Annotated in this window: 18 protein-coding genes and 2 pseudogenes; 2 read left to right on the top strand and 18 right to left on the bottom strand. The window is 42.6% G+C overall.

The window, feature by feature from the left end; all coding sequences use genetic code 11:
- Nucleotides 1-5 precede the first annotated feature (5 nt).
- The 13 genes from BM126_RS10055 to BM126_RS09995 form a co-directional block, all read right to left on the bottom strand.
- Nucleotides 6-482 carry a cell wall elongation regulator TseB-like domain-containing protein gene (locus tag BM126_RS10055; protein WP_090989359.1) on the bottom strand — a complete coding sequence of 159 codons (477 nt, stop codon included), beginning with the start codon at nt 480-482 and terminating at the stop codon, nt 6-8.
- A 15-nt stretch (nt 483-497) separates the two neighbouring features.
- Nucleotides 498-668 carry a YpmA family protein gene (locus tag BM126_RS10050; RefSeq protein ID WP_071351210.1) on the bottom strand — a complete coding sequence of 57 codons (171 nt, stop codon included), beginning with the start codon at nt 666-668 and terminating at the stop codon, nt 498-500.
- Nucleotides 669-805: 137 nt separating this feature from the next.
- The gene (gene dinG, locus BM126_RS10045; protein WP_090989358.1) at nt 806-3,583 is read right to left on the bottom strand and encodes an ATP-dependent DNA helicase DinG; all 2,778 of its coding nucleotides are present in this window, start codon (nt 3,581-3,583) and stop codon (nt 806-808) included.
- Between the two features lie 719 nt (nt 3,584-4,302).
- Complete coding sequence (panD, locus tag BM126_RS10040; protein ID WP_090989357.1) at nt 4,303-4,689, bottom strand: aspartate 1-decarboxylase; 387 nt, start codon at nt 4,687-4,689, stop codon at nt 4,303-4,305.
- Nucleotides 4,690-4,716: 27 nt separating this feature from the next.
- Entirely contained in the window at nt 4,717-5,562 is an 846-nt protein-coding gene (gene panC, locus BM126_RS10035) for a pantoate--beta-alanine ligase (protein ID WP_090989356.1), read from the bottom strand.
- Nucleotides 5,563-5,564: 2 nt separating this feature from the next.
- A complete protein-coding gene (gene panB / locus BM126_RS10030; protein WP_090989355.1) occupies nt 5,565-6,401 on the bottom strand; it encodes a 3-methyl-2-oxobutanoate hydroxymethyltransferase in 837 nt (278 codons plus the stop codon).
- A 368-nt stretch (nt 6,402-6,769) separates the two neighbouring features.
- Nucleotides 6,770-7,750 carry a biotin--[acetyl-CoA-carboxylase] ligase gene (locus BM126_RS10025; RefSeq protein WP_071351204.1) on the bottom strand — a complete coding sequence of 327 codons (981 nt, stop codon included), beginning with the start codon at nt 7,748-7,750 and terminating at the stop codon, nt 6,770-6,772.
- Nucleotides 7,735-8,925 carry a CCA tRNA nucleotidyltransferase gene (locus BM126_RS10020; RefSeq protein WP_090989354.1) on the bottom strand — a complete coding sequence of 397 codons (1,191 nt, stop codon included), beginning with the start codon at nt 8,923-8,925 and terminating at the stop codon, nt 7,735-7,737. Before BM126_RS10020 ends, BM126_RS10025 begins: the two co-directional genes overlap by 16 nt.
- A complete protein-coding gene (gene bshA, locus BM126_RS10015) occupies nt 8,918-10,078 on the bottom strand; it encodes an N-acetyl-alpha-D-glucosaminyl L-malate synthase BshA (protein ID WP_090989353.1) in 1,161 nt (386 codons plus the stop codon). The genes BM126_RS10020 and bshA overlap by 8 nt, the downstream gene beginning before the upstream one ends.
- Before the next feature lie 135 nt (nt 10,079-10,213).
- The gene (gene bshB1 / locus BM126_RS10010; RefSeq protein ID WP_090989352.1) at nt 10,214-10,912 is read right to left on the bottom strand and encodes a bacillithiol biosynthesis deacetylase BshB1; all 699 of its coding nucleotides are present in this window, start codon (nt 10,910-10,912) and stop codon (nt 10,214-10,216) included.
- Nucleotides 10,905-11,303: a methylglyoxal synthase gene (locus BM126_RS10005; RefSeq protein ID WP_090989351.1), complete on the bottom strand. Its 399-nt coding sequence runs from the start codon at nt 11,301-11,303 to the stop codon at nt 10,905-10,907. Before BM126_RS10005 ends, bshB1 begins: the two co-directional genes overlap by 8 nt.
- A 12-nt stretch (nt 11,304-11,315) precedes the next feature.
- Nucleotides 11,316-12,116 (bottom strand): 4-hydroxy-tetrahydrodipicolinate reductase, encoded by an 801-nt coding sequence (gene dapB / locus BM126_RS10000; RefSeq protein WP_090989350.1) that lies wholly within the window; start codon nt 12,114-12,116, stop codon nt 11,316-11,318.
- Entirely contained in the window at nt 12,103-12,513 is a 411-nt protein-coding gene (locus tag BM126_RS09995; protein ID WP_090989349.1) for a nucleotide pyrophosphohydrolase, read from the bottom strand. Before BM126_RS09995 ends, dapB begins: the two co-directional genes overlap by 14 nt.
- Before the next feature lie 176 nt (nt 12,514-12,689).
- Between BM126_RS09995 and BM126_RS09990 the strand changes: the two genes are divergently transcribed.
- Nucleotides 12,690-13,562, top strand: a complete 873-nt coding sequence (locus BM126_RS09990; protein ID WP_090989348.1) for a YitT family protein — start codon at nt 12,690-12,692, stop codon at nt 13,560-13,562.
- A gap of 55 nt (nt 13,563-13,617) precedes the next feature.
- Here BM126_RS09990 and BM126_RS09985 read toward each other — a convergent pair whose 3' ends face one another.
- The 3 genes from BM126_RS09985 to BM126_RS09975 form a co-directional block, all read right to left on the bottom strand.
- Nucleotides 13,618-14,295 carry a zinc metallopeptidase gene (locus BM126_RS09985; RefSeq protein WP_071351196.1) on the bottom strand — a complete coding sequence of 226 codons (678 nt, stop codon included), beginning with the start codon at nt 14,293-14,295 and terminating at the stop codon, nt 13,618-13,620.
- A 57-nt stretch (nt 14,296-14,352) separates the two neighbouring features.
- On the bottom strand, nt 14,353-15,138 hold the full coding sequence (gene ypjB / locus BM126_RS09980; RefSeq protein ID WP_090989347.1) for a sporulation protein YpjB: 786 nt from the start codon (nt 15,136-15,138) through the stop codon (nt 14,353-14,355).
- Nucleotides 15,139-15,212: 74 nt separating this feature from the next.
- Complete coding sequence (locus BM126_RS09975) at nt 15,213-15,806, bottom strand: lipoprotein heptaprenylglyceryl N-acetyltransferase LhaT (RefSeq protein ID WP_090989346.1); 594 nt, start codon at nt 15,804-15,806, stop codon at nt 15,213-15,215.
- 482 nt (nt 15,807-16,288) lie between these two features.
- On the opposite strand from BM126_RS09975, the pseudogene BM126_RS09970 reads away from it, so the two are divergent.
- A pseudogene (locus BM126_RS09970) lies at nt 16,289-16,868 on the top strand (DUF6434 domain-containing protein).
- Here the strand turns inward: BM126_RS09970 and BM126_RS09965 are convergent.
- Together BM126_RS09965 and BM126_RS09960 are read right to left on the bottom strand one after the other, a co-directional pair.
- Nucleotides 16,865-17,592: pseudogene (locus BM126_RS09965) on the bottom strand (IS1595 family transposase); the annotation flags it as partial. The pseudogenes BM126_RS09970 and BM126_RS09965 sit on opposite strands and share 4 nt — an antisense overlap.
- Nucleotides 17,593-17,719: 127 nt before the next feature.
- Entirely contained in the window at nt 17,720-18,484 is a 765-nt protein-coding gene (locus BM126_RS09960) for a menaquinol-cytochrome c reductase cytochrome b/c subunit (protein WP_090989345.1), read from the bottom strand.
- Between the last annotated feature and the right edge of the window lie 6 nt (nt 18,485-18,490).

The raw sequence follows: 18,490 nt of genomic DNA, 5'->3' as shown, positions 1-18,490 counted from the left end.
CAATTTTATATGCTTCGGTAATATTTCAGCCATTCACCTGTCTTGAAGTCATAATAATCATAATTATAACGGCTTGATCCATCTAAATAAGTGACCTCCCATAGAGGCACATTATTTTCCATTCCAAGCTTAACAGAAATGATTTTTTGAGTATTCAGCTGCTTCTTGACAATGGCTAGTATTTCTCCCCGGGTTTTCCCTGATTTGCTGTCTTCTATCACCGGCTTTTCCTTTTTATTGTCCGGAAGCCAGATTACTTTCTTTTTGCCGTTTTTTGTCTTGCCGACTACAACTGAATATGAGTCATTCCCATGATATAGATAGTAGTCATCCATCGTTACAAATCCGCCTTCTTTTTGGGCTTTTTTAAAGGCTTCTGTTTTGGCTTCTTTTTTTGGGCCCATCGCCTTAATGTAAGCCCCTGCTGTAAAACCCGCTATACAAAGGATTAATATGACCGCCAGTATCATTGCTTTTTTCAATTTCAGCCACTCTTTCTATGTACGATAAATCGTAAATATCGCTTTTTCTTGATTTTCAGCATCGAGTGCAAGTCCGAACATTAAATCCTTTTCCTTTAACGTCCGGTTCAGTGAATCGACAATTTTATACAAGTCCGGTGAATTTTGAATCGTTAATGTAGACAAGACTTCTATTTTGCTTTCCATACTAATTCCTCCCAGTTTTCCGCTTGCTGATTGCTGTGGGGGCAGGCAATGCTGCCTTCCTTATTAACACATTATATCAGTACGGGCTGTATTTCGATAATAAATTTCTTTAAAAAACCGATTTTATATCATAGGTTTTATATCCAATTTTCTATTGTCCCAATCATTTCTTCCTGGGTGACTTCCAGCCATTGTGCAGGCGGAAGTGACTGCTGAAATTCCCTTCCATAGCGGGAGGTCATGACCCTTTTATCAAGTATAAGCAAAATTCCGCGGTCTGTGCTTGTCCTGATCAGCCTGCCAAAGCCCTGCCGGAACCTAAGAATGGCCTGTGGAAGCGAATAGGCTGAAAAGGCATTGATTCCTCTTTTCTCCAATAGAGAACACCTTGCTGCTGTAACCGGCTCATCAGGAGGCGAAAAAGGCAGCCTGACGATAGCCAGGCAGGAAAGGCTTTCCCCAGGTATATCAACACCCTCCCAAAGGCTTGTTGTCCCAAAAAGGAGCGCTTTGTCAAAGGTTTGGAAGTTCCTGATAAGCTTCATCTTGCTCCCGCCGCTGATACCTTGGGCAAATAAAGTGAATTCCTGGAGACTTCCTGAGTCTTTTACCTTTTGATAAACATTCCTTAGCATATCATGCGAAGTAAATAAGACCATCATCCTGCCTTTTGCCGCTTTAGCAGCATGAATAATTGAATTTGCCGCTGCTTCGGCAAATTCATCCTTAGAGCATGATGCTACATCCGGCATCGCAGACGGCACAAGGATTTTGACTTTTTCCTTATAATTGAACGGGGAAGGATATGACACCGCAAGGATCTGTTTATCCTCAATACCGAGCTGTGCCTTAAAGAATGCAAATGACTGTTTGACTGATAATGTGGCAGATGTCATGATGACGCTTTGCTGCCGGGAAAAATAGTCATCCCAAAGGATCTTGCTCCCAGAGATAGGCTGCGAGGAAAGCGATATCCCCTGATGGGGACCGGCTTTGGTATAATCCAGCCAATAAATGGAGTCTTCATTTCTTTTTATAAAAAATTCATGCAGCGTTTGTTTGATATCCTCGATTCCTTTTAAAAGGACCTCGGCGTCATTCAAATAAAACAGGCTGTTCTTGCCTGCAGGATTTTCGCTGTTTTTCACAAGATTAATACGGTTTTCCAGCTCAAGCATGACGGAATTCAAATTTTGGATCAGGCGTTCTGTTAGAAAGGATGCCTGCTTCCAATTCTCATTGGAATCAATGGGCAGCCTGTCAGGACTTCCATTTTTCGTCAGTTTTTCTGCCTGTCTGGCAAGAAAATAAAAGAGCTGTTCAAATTCATAAAAAAAGTCACTGATGTGCGCATTGAAGGTTTTTATAAGCGGCAGGTCAGTTTTTCTCCGTTTGCTGGCCATTTTTTCTATTTTATAAAAAAGCTGTTTTTGTTCATACGTTCCGAGCCTGTTGAGCATTGTTTTAACCGTAATGTAGTCCAGTCTCCTGCCCAGGTGCCGGGAAGCAGCTTTTTCAAAATGATGCGCTTCGTCGAGGATCAGATAACCGTCGCCGGCAACACCGCTGTTTTTGGAGATAAGGTCTGCCATTAAAAACGAATGATTGGTAATAATAATATCTGCTTTCTCTGCAATCGCCCTTGCTCTTGTGTAAAAGTCCCTTTTTTGCCAAGGAAGCTGAAGTCCCTGATAGGTAAATTCATCGCTTTGCAGCCTTTCCCAAAAAAGCTGGCCGCCGCTGGTTAAATGAAGCTCGTCACGGTCGCCGGTTTCAGTTTCTGTAAGCCACACTAAAATCTGCATTTTGGTCAGCGCTGTTTCATAGTTATCATCCTTTTGCCTCAATGACCTCTCAAATTTAGCAAGAGACAAGTAATTTCCCCTACCTTTCAATAAAACCGCATGAATGGGGAAAGGCAGGATTTTCTTCAGCTGCGGCAGCTCCTTATGCAGAAGCTGCTCCTGCAGCTGAAGAGTGTAGGTGGAGACGATGATATTTTTGCGGCGGCTCTTGGCAAAATATGCCGCAGGAAGCAGATAGCCAAGGGACTTTCCAATTCCTGTTCCTGCTTCTATGATGCAATGCCGGGAGGATTGAAAAGACTGATAAATATTATCCATCATATTCAGCTGCCCATTTCTTTTTTCAAAAAGCGGAAAAGCCTGGGCAATCAGTTTCATTTTTTCTTCTTCATTCATTGGATAATCCGGTATTTCACTTTCAGCATGGCTTTCACCATCTATTTTTCGAAATGCCAGTCCCCTAAAGGTCTCCAGATCGGGATTATGCTTTTCAGGCTGTGCCAGCTTAAAGTTCAGGCATTCATCTATCATTTCTGAAATCTCGCTTTTTAGTGAAAATGAATGTTTATACAGCTGTTTTAATGTCATGACTGGCAATGATTTCAGCTTTTTCTTGAACTCCAGCAGCAAAAGAGCAGTCACATAAGCATCACTGTCAGCTCTATGCGGCCTTGCATGCTCAAGATTTTCTTCCCTTGCAAGCTGATTAAGTTTATATCCATCTGAAGTAGGTTTCAGGATTTTCGCAAGCTCCACGGTGTCAATGGCTGATCCGTAAAAAGGTTCATATCCCGAACGCACCATTTCTTCCTTAAGAAAAGACAAATCAAATAACACATTATGGGCGACAAACACAGAGTCTTCAAGAATACTGAAAATCTTCCCGGCAACTTCTTCAAATACCGGAGCATCCTCCACCATATCGTTGTCGATTCCAGTCAGCTCTTCAATGAACAGGGAAATGCTCTGTTCCGGGCGGATATATGTGGAATATTCATCAACGATATTGTCATCCTCAATGATAACAGCCGCAAACTGAATAATCCGATCTCCCTTTTTGGGCGAATTGCCTGTAGTTTCTAAATCTATAACTGCATATCGCTGCGTCATTATTATGTACACCTCAAAATTCACTTCATACCAAAATTGTTCGTACTCTCTCACTTTTTATACCATACCAGACAAAATAAATAAAATGAAAGAATTTCAATTAAAAAGCGGAAGCGCCTGTTCATAGGAACCAAAGACTAAGAACGCCGCGTCCTGCGGCAACGTCTTTGTGACCCCCATCCCGGGGGCCCAAGCAAATAGGGCTTTGACCTCAGAAGGCGTTTTTCCTTCTTAGGTCAAAGCATCTTTTGCACAGCGGGCTAGGCGCTGCAGCTGGATTACACAAAAAGCGGAAGCGCCTGTTCAGCCTCGACTAGCATAAGACGCATCAGAATAGAGGGCGCTCTTTGCCTTCAATTCTGATGTGGCTTATGACCTCGAGAGGCTAGGCGCTGCAGCTGGATTACACAAAAAGCGGAAGCGTCTGTTCATAGGAACAAAGACTAAGAACGCCGCGTCCTGCGGCAACGTCTTTGTGACCCCCATCCTGGGGGCCCAAGCAAATAGGGTTTTGTCCTTGGAAGGCGCTCTTTGCCTTCAATTCTGATGTGGCTTGTGACCTCGAGAGGCTAGGCGCTGCAGCTGGATTAATAAAAAGCGGAAGCGCCATAGGGTCTTAAAGCTTAGCCAAAAAGAAAAAGCCTGTTTTTCCCTGCCGAAGCTGCATAGCTGTATCGAAGACAGTGCAGATTTGGCAGGAAGAAAACAGACCCAGGTTTTTAAAAAATCATGGTTGCTTCCGGTTCATGTGAAATCATTTCAGCGATTTCATTTTTATCATTCATAATAGCAATTTTAGGTGAATGGCTGCTGATTTTTTCTTCAGCCACCTGTACATATGAGATGATAATCACGATATCATCTGGCTGGACAAGCCTTGCAGCTGCTCCATTCAAACAGATTACGCCGCTCCCTCTTTCACCTGCGATCACGTACGTTTCAAGTCTGGCTCCATTGTTGTTATTAACGATGGCTACCTTTTCGTTTGGCAGGATGTCTACAGCATCCAAAATATCCTGGTCAATTGTAATGCTTCCTACATAATTCAAGTTAGCCTCTGTTACCCGGGCACGATGGATCTTTCCATTCATCATTGTGCGATACATGCTAAATCCTCCTCAGGTGCGGTTTATTTAAATGGTAATTGTAATGTTATCAATTAGCCTTGCACGTTCAAACTTGACTGCAATGGCAATCAAAACCTTGCCGGACAGTTTATCAAGCGGTTTTAAAGCTGGATAGGAATAAACCTCTGCATAATCAATGATTCCGCTGGTATTGCTTTCAATATGTTTTCTGATCATTGAAGAAAGTACAGCAGGATCCCTTTCGCCTGCTTCAGCTGCTTTTTGTGCAAGCTGCAGGCTTTTATATAATTGGCTCGCCTGACTCCGCTCTTCATCAGAGAGGAACACATTTCGGGAGCTTTTTGCAAGTCCGTCTTCCTCGCGTACAGTTGGGACAGGAACCAGCTCAATATCAAAATTAAAGTCCTGTATCAGGCTGCTCACTACTGCAACCTGCTGGGCGTCTTTCATTCCAAAATACGCTCTGTCGGGGCTTACGATATTGAACAGCTTTGTCAGTACGGTGGCGACACCGTCAAAATGGCCTGGTCTTTGTCTGCCGCAAAGCACGTCTGTACGTTCCTTGACAATTGCTGTAACCGAAACGTCTGAACCATACATCTCTTCTACAGCAGGATAAAATAGATAATCAGCGCCTGCTTCCCTTGCCGTTATTTCATCCCGGTCGATATCACGGGGATATGTCTCAAGATCTTCATTCGGGCCGAACTGCAGCGGATTGACAAAAATGCTGAGCACTACAATTTCATTATCTCTTCTGGCATTTTCAATCAATGATTTATGTCCATTATGCAAGAAACCCATAGTGGGTACAAAGCCAACAGTTTTCCCTGAAGACTTTTCCTCACGGACGTGCTTTTGCATTTCTTTCACAGTTGTTATTATCTTCATGCTTATGCTTTCCCTCCGTATAAGGATGAAACTTCGTCTTCCTTCATAGTAAATGAATGGTCGATAGATGGAAATTCCTTCGTTTTTACTTCTGCCACATAATCTTCAATCGCTTTGGCAACAAGCTGATTGGCATCTCCGTATCTCTTCACGAACTTTGGAACTCTGTCTACTCCAAAGTTTACAACATCATGAAATACGAGAACCTGTCCGTCTGTCCCGCTTCCTGCCCCTATTCCGATTGTCGGTATGGAGAGCTCATTTGTCACAAGCTCTGCAACTTGATATGGCACACACTCAAGCACAACCCCAATAGCTCCAGCCTCTTCACACTTCTTTGCATCTTCAATAAGCTTCTTCGCAGCTTCGGCATTTTTCCCCTGAACCTTATACCCTCCAAGGACTCCAACGGATTGCGGCGTTAAGCCCAGATGGGCCACTACCGGAATGCCAGCATCTGTCAAAGCTTTAATTTTAGGGAGTACATCTCCAGCTCCCTCAAGCTTTAAGGCATTAGCCTGCCCTTCCTGAAAGATTCTGGCAGCATTTTTGAGGGTATCTTCCATCGATATATGGTAGCTCATAAAAGGCATGTCTGTAACAATAAAAGTGTCCGGTGCTCCCCGTTTGACTGCCTTTGTGTGGTGAATCATATCATCCACTGTGACTGGAATCGTTGAATCATAGCCAAGCACCACCATACCAAGTGAGTCTCCGACTAGGATCATGTCCACTTCCGCTTTTTCGGCAAGCTTGGCAGCAGGAAAATCATAGGCTGTAATCATTGCAATTTTTTCGCCATTGTTCTTCATTTTCAAAAAGTCTCCAGAAAGCTTCATCCTTTATCCTCCTTTTTCATAGAGGAGATGAAAACATCAGCAACAATCTGTTCTGTGTTTTAAACCAAAAAAAGAGGCATACTGCTCTGCTGCTGTACCCTATAAAAAAAGCATCGCTTTCCTGCAGGGTGCGGCAGTTCATTTGTTCAGTAAACCTCTTTATTGCTATTAGTCTTTTCATCCCTCCGTCCCCGTCCATTTCATTGGATCAAGGCAGAAATTTTTTTTTGTTTGGCCTGGCATTTTTGGGTGCAGCTCTAATTTGATACTGCCCACATGCATTATAACAATATCAAACAAAAATTTCTATTATTATCATTGTCTTAACCATCTTAAAATATTTTACCTGAAAATATAGTAATAAAAAATCAAGTGATTTCCACATCTGCCGAATAAATGCGGCGGATTTCTCCGTCTTGGCTCCTGACAAGGAGCACACCCTCATCTGTGATGCCAAGCGCCTTTCCCTTGATGGTTTCATTCAAGGTGGTTGCAGTGATTTCCTTGCCAAGGCTAATGGCATAGCTTTCCCACATAATTTTCACAGGAGCAAAGCCTTTTGTTAAATATAAATCATAAAGCTTTTCCAATTTAAGCAAAACCTGCTGTATCAATCCGGCCCTGGAAATATTTTTCCCCTCTTCCATAGAGAGAGATGAAGCTTTCGCATGCAGCTCCTCCGGGAAGTCTTCAAGCTTCTGATTGACATTGATGCCAATCCCGATTATGACCGAGTGAATGCGGTCGGCCTCAGCCTGTAGCTCAGTAAGGATCCCAGTCACTTTCTTTTTGTTTATTAGTACATCATTTGGCCATTTAATTTCCGGTTTAAGTTCAGTCATTTCCTCAATCGCCTGGACAACGGCAACCGCTGCCAGAAGCGTCAGCTGGGGAGCTTCATGGAAAGGAATGTTTGGACGCAGAATCAGGCTCATCCATACACCCGAATATTTAGGGGAATGCCAGCTTCTAAGAAGCCTTCCCTTTCCTCCTGTTTGCTCTTCTGCAACAATCAAAGTTCCTTCTGCCGCTCCCTCATTTGAAAGGCGGTGAGCAATCTTCTGTGTGGAATCCACTGTTTCTTCATAGTGGATAACCTTGCCAAAGCGGCTTGTCTTCATGCCCAGCTGGATTTCATCAGCGGTTACCTTTTCAGGGGTGCTGACAATTTTATAGCCCTTTTTTCTGACAGCCTCAAGCACGTAACCCTCGCCTCTCAAGCTTTCAATGTGCTTCCAGACGGCTGTGCGCGAGCAGCCCATATGTTCTGCGATTTCCTGGCCGGAGATGAATTCGCCATCTGCTTTGGTAAATGCTTCAATTAATTTTCCTCTTAAATCAGATTGCATGAAGAAAGCCACTCCTTAATTGCTTCCCGGTCATTTTCCGTCTGTTTTTCCAGCACGGCCAATATGATGGAATCCAGATATTCTTTCATCCATGGACCTGGTCTTTGATTTCTCCACTCGAGAAGATCGTTACCTGTAATGGCTAAATCAGATGATTTTTTGACCGGAAGACTTGAGAATTTCTTTATAGTCATCGTCTCAGAAATTTGTACATCCTGACTTTTCATAACCGCTCTTACTCTGCCCGCTTTTATGCTAATATCCAGACCCGCCTGAAATAATTGAAAAGTGCTGATTTCATCTTCCTGATTTATCAGGGAAAGAATTTTTTGTATTTCACGAATTTGTTTCACGGGCATCTTCCAATTCCGCAAAAATGGCTCTGCTGCTGTTATCCCGCTTGTAAAAAGCAGCAGTGACCATTTTTCTGCCAAGGATGGCAGGCATGGCAGCTCGAATTGGCAGTATTTCTTTAAACCTGTTTTGAACGGCTCAAGGCCAGGAAGATATTGAAACATTTCACTTTTCACCAAGAGTTCAATTGCATTTTTGCTGAAGCTGCCTTTTAGCAGCTTTTCGAATTCTGAAAAAATCCTCTCTGTGGCAATGTTCCTAAGAAGAGGTGCATGTTTTTTCAGCGATTGAAAAGTATGCTCCTCAAGCTTAAAGCCTAAGGTGCCGGCAAACCGGATTGCCCGCAGCATCCTTAATGCATCTTCATGGAATCGTTCCTTAGGATCGCCCACTGTAACGATTATTTTGTCTTCGATGGCTTTTCTGCCCTCAAAAGGATCATGCAAAACGCCCATTTTATCCATGGCAATGGCATTCATCGTAAAGTCACGCCTTTTCAGATCTTCCAGCAGCGATCTGACAAAGTCGACTTTATCGGGTCTTCTGAAGTCTGTATATCCGCTTTCCGTCCGAAATGTAGTCACTTCATATTGTGCATGATCATGGATGACCAAGAGTGTCCCATGTTCAATTCCAATATCTGCTGTGACAGGGAAAATGGACTTTATTTCATTAGGGGTCGCAGAGGTGGCAATATCCACATCGTTGATTTCCCTGCCTGCTATTTCATCGCGGACCGATCCTCCAACAAAATAAGCTTGAAAACCGGCTTTTTCTATTTTTTCAAGAATCGGCACGGCAGATAAAAATATTTCATTCATATCTCCCGTTCTCCTGTTTTTGTATAGCCTCAGGCAGCAGCTCGCGGTATATGGATTCATACTGGGCTGTAATGATATCAGAGCGGAATTTTGTCTTAACCAGCTTAATGGATGCTTCGGAAAAACGCTGATGCATGTCTTCATCAGAAAGCAGGGTAATTGCCTTTGACGCGACATCTTCAACGTCTCCCAGCTTGCAGATAAAGCCAGTTTTCCCGTCCTCAATTACTTCAGGTATCCCGCCGATATCCGTTCCGATTCCAGGGACACCGCAGGCCATCGCTTCGATAAGGACCAAACCGAAGCTTTCTTTTTGCGAAAGAAGCAGAATCAAATCACTCATGGAATACAATTCTTCCAGATTATCCTGCTTTCCGAGAAGAAGGACTTTGTCTTCTATGCCAAGCTCCTTGACAAGATTGCACACGACTGTAATTTCCGGACCGTCTCCTACCAGAAGCAATTTTGAAGGGACCTTTTCGCTAATAGAGTAAAAGGCTCTGACAACATCCTGCACCCTTTTTACAGCCCTGAAATTGGACACATGGATGATGACTTTTTCGCTGCTGTCTATTCCGTATTCCTGCTTAAGAGATTGAGATTCCTTTTTTTGATATACTCGTTCATCAATAAAATTGTAAACCGTCCTGATATCCTTATCAGGAGCAATCACTTCTGATGTTTGGGTGACAAGCGCATCGGAAACAGCAGTAACAGCATCCGATTTTTCAATGCCAAATTTGATCAGTTCAGTCAAAGACGGATCATACCCAAGCACCGTGATATCTGTTCCATGAAGCGTTGTAACGATTTTTACCGGATGTCCTGCCATCTGCTTGGCCAATATGGCACATACAGCATGAGGGATTGCATAATGAACATGGAGGATATCGAGTTTTTCCCTATTGATGACTTCAGCCATTTTACTGGCCAGCGCCAAATCGTACGGCGGGTATTGGAAAACAGAATATGAATTCACTTCCACCTGGTGATAATACACATTGTGATACATTTTATTTAGCCTAAAAGGCAGGCTTGAGGAAATAAAGTGAATTTCATGCCCTTTTTCGGCCAAAAGTTTGCCTAGCTCAGTTGCCACGACTCCTGAGCCTCCCACTGTGGGATAGCAAGTAATTCCTATTTTTAGTTTCATAATATTCTCCTATTGCTTAAATATAAAGTGACCCTTACATCTGCTTGTTAGTTGATCAAATGTTTTTGGGGCATGTTTTCCCCTCTGATACTTCTGTAGTTCTATTAACCGGATGAGTCTGCGTCTGCTTCATCCTTAATTAAATAAATCGGCTGAAAGCAGCAAAGGTTTCTTCGCAATAAAGCCCTCTGCAAACTTAACTCCTGCTTCTTTTCCAAACAGCCGCTCTCTGGCTTCAACAGTTTCTATATAGCCATTCACAAGAGGTGTGTCCACGCCATCCCCGCTTTTTTGGAATTGGCTTTGATAGGCACGCAGGCTCTCAAGCTTTGCATCCATTTCATTTGTCACATCCACAACAAAATGCGGCTTATGAAATCCATTAATCATATAAAGGTACATGGCATTTATCTTATGGGCAGGCAATCCCGTTTCTTCCATATACCGTCTGACGCCAGCAGAAAAAGCGGCTTCCTCCACCAGCTTCGCGCAGTTTCCATGATCCGGGTGGCGGTCTTCGAAATAAGGGGCAAAGATAATTTGGGGTTTATACTTTCCGATAACCGCAGTGATTTTCTTTATGTATTCTTCTTTCATATACAGCCCCCTGTCGGGAAGATCCAGTGCCATTCTTGATACACCAAGAATCCGGGCAGCTTTTTCCGATTCTTCCGCACGAAGATCGACTGTTCCGTTGGAGGACATTTCTGCTTTTGTCAAATCACAAATTACTATTTTTTTGCCTTGTTTTGCGTATTTTGCCAAAGTGCCGCCCATGCCAATTTCTGCATCATCGGCATGAGCGCCAAATGCAATTATATCCACATTATCCATTATCTTTTTTTCTCCATTCCATATAACCGCTTCTCAAACCTTGAATAAGCACTTCGGCAGTTCCCATATTGGTTGCAAGCGGCACATTGTAAACATCAGACAGGCGCATAAGAGCCGTTACATCAGGCTCATGGGGCTGGGCAGTCAGCGGATCACGGAAAAAAATAATTAAATCCATTTCATTTCTGGCAACCATTGCCCCGATTTCCTGGTCCCCGCCCAAAGGGCCTGAGTTAAACCTTGTAACTGGGAGAGAGACCTCATCAATTATTTTCTGGCCGGTAGTTCCTGTGGCATATAGATGATGCTTTGCAAACACTGCTTTATAGGCAGTAACAAACCTCATTAAATCTTCCTTCTTCTCATCGTGGGCAATTAATGCAATATTCATCCTTTTCCCCTCCTACTCCATGATGTTTTCCAGGCCGTATACCAAAACATCAAGCTTCATAATTGTTTCAACTGCAAGTCTGACACCTGACATGAAGGATGCCCGGTTGAAGGAATCGTGGCGGATTGTCAGCATTTGTCCATCAGCTCCAAACATGACCTGCTGGTGCGCAACCAGCCCCGGCAATCTGACACTGTGGATATGCATCCCATCTATATCTGCTCCGCGGGCACCTTGTATGGTTTCTTTTTCATTTGGGTGGCCCTGGGTTTTAGCTTCCCTTACTTTAGAAATTAAGTCTGCTGTTTTAACAGCTGTCCCAGACGGGGCATCAAGCTTTTGGTCATGATGCATTTCAATGATTTCAATATCAGGAAAATACTTGGCAGCCATTTGTGAAAATTTCATCATCAAAACCGCTCCTGTTGCAAAGTTAGGTGCGATGATGCAGCCAAGACCTGTATCTTTAGTTAATCCATCCAGTTTTTCCAGATCATCTCCGGAAAAACCGGTTGTGCCCACTACCGGGCGGATTCCATGCCTTAGAGCTGCTTCCGTATGGAACATGCCTGTTTCAGGTGTTGTCAGGTCAACAAGGACATCTGCTTTAACAGAAGAAAAACATTCTTCTGCATCCGTGTATACCGGAGCATCCATGTCTTGGAAACCCTCCATATGTTTTATGTTGCTGTAATCTTGCTTTCTGTCTAACACGGCTGCTAATTCAAAATGGGCGGTTTCATGGATCAGCTTTACTGCTTCCCTTCCCATTCTTCCCCTAGGCCCCGCCACTATTACTTTAATTGTCTCCATTTTCTTTTTCCCCTTCCTCTATCCCGCTGCCTTCAATTTTAGTCCATCTATTACTGTCGCGCGTCGAAAATTTATGCATAACAGCATCATGTGCAGTCTGCAGGTCAATATTAAGGGAGTTTGCAAAACAGATCAGCACGAACAGCATATCACCCAGTTCTTCTTCTACTGTATTTGCCGCCTCTGACGCCTTTTTCGGCTTTTCCCCGTAATAGTGATTCACTTCCCTTGCAAGTTCCCCCAATTCTTCAGACATCCTTGCAAGCATGGCCAGAGGGCTGAAGTACCCTTCTTTAAATTGGCTGATGTACCTGTCAACTTCTTTTTGCATCATTTGAAGTGTTTTCTTTTCTTCCAATTCATTCACCTGCTCATATGTAGTCAATGCACTTGCCATTTATCCGCAAAGAATTGCTGATTCTTCTATTCTTTCTTCATGTTAGCTAAAAGTTGCGATAATGACAAGATTTTCGCTGTCAAGCTGAATATTGCTGTTACTTGATTATTCCTATATAATAATGAACATTGAGATTTTTGGCATTTTCATTTATTTACATTGGAGGTATTTTCCGCATGATTTTCGGATTGCGCATTAAAAATATTTTGTTTATCCTCTTTGGTTCAGCCATTTTCGGATTTGGGCTCGTACACTTTAATATGCAAAATCATCTTGCAGAAGGCGGGTTTACCGGGATTACCTTAATCATCTATCAGGTATTTGGTTTAAATCCTTCTTATTCTAACTTAATCCTGAATGTTCCCCTCTTTTTCATCGGATGGAAATATCTTGGGAAGACCTCCTTTCTTTATACAATTGTAGGTACCGTAGGTTTATCGATATGGCTTTGGGTTTTTGAGAAATATCAGCTAAAAATTGCCCTTGGACATGATTTAATGCTGGCTGCCTTATTTGCTGGTGTTTTTGTAGGTATTGGACTGGGAATTATCTTCAGGTTCGGCGGTACTACGGGAGGCGTCGATATAATCGCTACGCTGGCCCATAAATTCTGGGGGCGCAGCATGGGCAGGACCATGTTCATGTTTGACGCAGTTGTCATCACCCTTTCCATCATCATCTACTTGGATTATCGTCAGGCAATGTATACCCTTGTCGCTGTTTTCATTGGCGCCAGAGTCGTGGATTTCATGCAGGAAGGCGCATATTCAGCAAGGGGCGCTATGATTATCAGCGATAAAAACACAGAAATCGCTGATAAGATCATGAAAGAAATGGACCGGGGAGTTACAGTTCTGCGCGGGCATGGATCTTTTTCTAAAACAGACCGTGATGTACTGTATTGCGTGGTCGGAAAAAACGAATTAATGAGGCTGAAGAATGCCATTACTTCTGTTGATCCCCATGCCTTTGTTTCGGTCAGCGAAGTGCATGATGTTTTAGGAGAAGGATTCACGCTTGATGAAAATAAAAACCCGATACAAAGGTAGCTCTGGTACATTTCAAAAAAAATCCACCTGAATAAATCAGGCGGATTTTTTTGATTTAATCGTCATTTCTTGAAATCCCTGTATAAACAAGGATTAATCTTGCTAATTCAGCAACTGCGACCGTAGCTGCTGCAACATAAGTGAGAGCCGCAGCATTCAGTACCTTTTTCGTTTCCCGCTCTTCATCATTCCTGATAATGCCAAGTGAGACGACTTGATCCATGGCGCGGGACGAGGCATTAAATTCAACAGGAAGTGTAATGATCTGAAACAGCACGGCCGCTGCCATAAATACGATTCCAAGCAGCAGGAGCCCTGATAGGTGGGCAAATATCCCTATAAGAATCAGGATCCAGGATACATTCGAACCCAGATTGGCCACCGGTACTAAAGCATGCCGGAACCTAAGGAATGCATACCTCTTCTGGTCCTGGATGGCATGGCCGCATTCATGGGCCGCAATGGCAGAACCCGCAAGCGAGTAACCATGGTAATTATCTGAAGACAGCCGCACTGCCTTTGCACCGGGGTCATAGTGATCGCTCAGCACCCCGGCCGTTTCTTCAACAGTAACATGATAAAGACCGTTCTGGTCCAGTATAGTCCGGGCAGTTTGGGCGCCTGTCATTCTTGACGAGGAAGGAACCTGTGAATATTTTCTATACGCGCTTTTTACTCTTGATTGCGCAAAAAGAGGGATCAAAATAATGATCGCAAGATAAATAAAATACATGTTAGCCTCCTGTTCTCGCTGTAATAAGTCTTATTTTAGGAGGGGATTACTTCCCTGTCAATCATTGCGTTCTTTCCTCGGTCTTTCGGTTCCCTCTCCCCCTTTGTATTTTCTCCATCCTACATAAGATAAAGTCAAAATGATGATGCTTCCTGTCGTAATGATTACCCACCATAATGAAGGATCCGCTTCATCCTTGGACATATCATCAAAAATGGATTTTAAATCCTGCTGCAGCCCATCCAATTCCTTTTGGCCGGATTCATCTGACAAAAGGCCAGGCTCATACTGCTTTATAAAATTCACCCTTGCATCCAGCTTCTCTAGGGTGTCCTTTGAAAGATCTACCTTTAAACTCGGATGTATGACGCTATATTGATTCAGCAGGATGCTAATTTGATTATGAACCTGTTTAGAATCCTTTTCTTTAACAGCTTCCTTTGTCTGGCTGAAGGCTGTCATCATCGGGTCCTCCATAGAAGTCCACAGAGGCTGCCTGTTGGATTTTACAGCGTCCATCACAAGACGGAATTTAGTGACTGCATCCACCTTTTTACTGGCGCTTGCATGTTTATCCCTGATTGCAGTAAGCGCTTCATCATGGGCCGCTGTTATGACTCTTAACTCGTCCATGTTGAATATCTGCTTTTTGCCTTTTATGAACCTATCAGAGAAAAAAAGAAGCATTTTTTCAGAATCGCTGTATTTTCCAACCTTCGCCAGCTGCAGGGAATCATCCGATATATCATCCAATTGTCCTAAAACAGAAGAGGAATTGGCGTGAACACTGGAAATGGTTATTGTAAGGAATGCGGCAGCCAGCAACAGAATTTTTTTTATCATACCCCTTGTCCCTCCTCATTTCTCTTTACACAATATGAGAACAGGAAAGGGAGTATGACCCTTTGAATCCAAAATTATTGGATCTTCAGTGTAAAACGTTTTTCTCTATAACCAAAATAATATCCTGCAAAAATAGAGAGTATACTAAGCCAGAATGTAAAATATCCGATTTCGTTCATATACATCCATAAATCACTGTACCTTGGCATCATATCGAATACATAATCAATGATATCGTTATGAACAGTCCATACAGCTGCAGCTGCAAGATGCCAGGCTTTAATTCTGTAAAACGGGGAGTATAAAATGCCCTGAATCGCCATCGCCCCATGTGAACAAATCAGCATATACCCTTCCCATGGAAGATCGCCTGTAGTGGCTAGCGTGAGCAGATTCATGACCACTGCCCATATCCCATATTTAAATAAAGTGAGAAGGGCCAGCGCTTCCATGAGTCCCCAATTTCTTTTCAATATAAATCCTACAAGGACAAAGACAAAGAAAAGGGTTGCCGAAGGGCTGTCCGGTACAAATGGGAGGAAAATTGCCGGTGTCTCCTTCAGCTGATAGCCATACCAGTAGTATCCATATATTGTGCCGAGAACATTTACGGCCAGAAGCAGTCTTATTGTGTATTTGTTGGCAAAAAATCCATATAGCATATTCATTTTCCTACCTCTTCCTGCTAAGTCATTACTATCAATATATTATTTTATCCTTTTTGCAGATGATTTCATAGCTCCCTCCGCTTTTTGAAGATTAAAAGTATGTTTTTTATGTAGCTTCATGCTCTTTCTTGTAAAATAACAAAAAACCGGCGGTACTGACCGAAGACAATGAATAAGACTTTAAAGGATGCCTTTGTTAAATTGGCGGCTGATTTCCGCTCCCGGATGCTCGCTTTCCGTGGGGCGGGTGGTGGTGAGTCTCCCAGGCTGCGCCTGCTGGGTCTCACCTGTTCCGCTAATCTAAGCAGGAGTCTCACCTTACACTCCAATCAGCATGACTTAACAATGGCACACATTAAAAAACAACCATCATAAAGAAAGGCTGTTTTCGTAAAGTTTGTTGTTTTTAGATATGTTTATTTTGATAAAAGAGAACAATTGTTCTATAATGGATAAATATAGCATATAAGGAGGTGTTTTGGATGAGACCTAATCTAACAAAAGATATTAATATTCAAAGTTTTAAAGAATTCTATTGGTTGAAAGAAGAACTTCAAACGTTTTGCAGGGAAAACGGGATAAGTGCTTCAGGCTCAAAGATAGAAATTTCCGATAGGATTGAAACATTTCTTCGAACAGGAGAGATAAAAAAACCTAATTAGAAAATCAAGAGTGAATAAGAAAACGGAACCTAAAGTAGATTTAAGTCTTGATACAATCATTTCGGAAAACCATCGTTGCAGTCAAGATGTAAGAGCTTTTTTTAAGTCAATTATCCCGAATTTTCATTTTTCCACCTATATCCAAAACTACTTTAAAAACAATGTTGGAAAAACGTATCGTGATGTTGTAGACGCATGGTATGAGGAAGAAGAACGAAAGAAAGACCCCTCGTACAAGAAAAACATTGCACCCCAATTTGAATACAATCATTTCATTCGTGACTTTTTTGCTGACTCAAAAAATAAAGGGAAAAGTCGTGAAGAAGCGATTGAAGCCTGGAATGAAATCAAGAAGCTTCCTGGAAGCAACAAATATGAATCTAATAACATTAACCTTTAAGAACACCTTATCATTTCCACTGTGAAATTATTTGATGTTCGGCAAGCAGAAACAAGCATTTGTTTGACTCGTTCATCAAATGATATTTGTTTGCCCAATTCAAGCCAACGAAACCAGTTGAGGTAATTATCTAAGTATTTGGTTGCTACCCCTTGGAAACGTTCCATCCAACTTTTTAAACGGTTATGAGAGTTATTGACGTGCTGAATATGATAAATTCCCTTTTTTTCACGCTGTTTTTGGCGTTTATTAACGGTTTCGTGTTGTAAACCTTTAAGTTTGGCAAACTTTTTATAGTTCGTTGCTGTATCTGTGCATAGTAAAGCAGACGGCTGAATAAACTCACCTTCACAGAGTCAATTTCTTCAGCTTTTACACGACCTGTTCCTGCTTTACGAGCAATCATATTACCATCTCTATCTTGTGCTACTATAACAGCAATTTTAATGTTTGAAATTCCTCTCTTTTTGTTCTTTCTCCCACGTTTCTTGGCTTTTCTATGGGTAATTTCACGACCTTTCATAGACTCACGAAAAAAGGTTTCGTCACTTTCGACGATACCTTTAAGTTGATTAAAACAAAGACTTCCTAATGCGTTCAAAATTTTATGTCTCCAATAAAATGCAGTGGAAATATGAATTTTTAAGCGTTCAGCGATTTTTGGTAGGGTATAACCTTCAACCATTAGTACAATATACTTCAACCATTTTTCTGGGTATCGAGAACTGTGAACATAAAAAATCCGTACTTCTTCCAAAAATATGGAATAAGTACGGATTTTTTGTCTGCAGGTCACCAGGAACCCGAAAAATCTGCTATTTACAGAAGTCCCGGTGCCTGACCTGTCAATTTTACTTGCTTTTTGCTTTAGAAACAAAGTCAGCAAGTACTTTTAGCTGTGCATCTGTTCCTTTAAACATTCCCTTTGGCATGGATCCCCGGCCGTTTTTCGCTATTTTGGCGATCTCTTCCGGTTTAAGGCCATTGTCCATCAGTGCTGGTGCTGCGCCTCCGCCTGTCAGCTCAGCTCCATGGCAGCTGATGCATCCGTTCGATTGAAACAGTTTATATCCTTCACTGTTTTTATCGATTGCGCTGGCTTTTACAATCGCACCTTGCTTTTTAGCAGCTTCCCAGTCATGATGTGCTGCAGACTGCCAGGTTAAAAACGCAATTGAAGCAACAGCCAAAAGCATGAAACCAGTTGCCAGCGGCCTGCGTGCAGGACGCCTTTCAGGTCCCCGGTCAAGGAATGGAGCCAAAAGCAATGCCCCAAATGCAATTCCCGGAATAATCAGCCCGATCAGATTATAAGGCCCTGAAGCATAAGAATATTTTAATAGCTGATACAGAAACAGGAAATACCAGTCAGGAAGCGGCACATATCCAGTATCTGTCGGATCGGCAATCCGTTCCAGCGGAGATTCCTCAGCAATGGTTACGCATAAATAGCCTACAAGGAAAACAGCCCCGACCATCCATTCCTTTAGAAGGAAATTCGGCCAAAATGCTTCCGTCTTGCCAGGGTATTCCGAATAATCTTTTGGAATATTCGGTTTACGACCTGCAGGAACACGCGAATCGCCTACAAATTTCATACCTTTTCCTCTATGCATTGAACA

Origin of the sequence: Bacillus sp. OV322 (assembly GCF_900112495.1) — a bacterium.
Lineage (GTDB): Bacteria > Bacillota > Bacilli > Bacillales > DSM-1321 > Peribacillus.
This window is presented reverse-complemented; position numbering and strand designations above follow the sequence as displayed.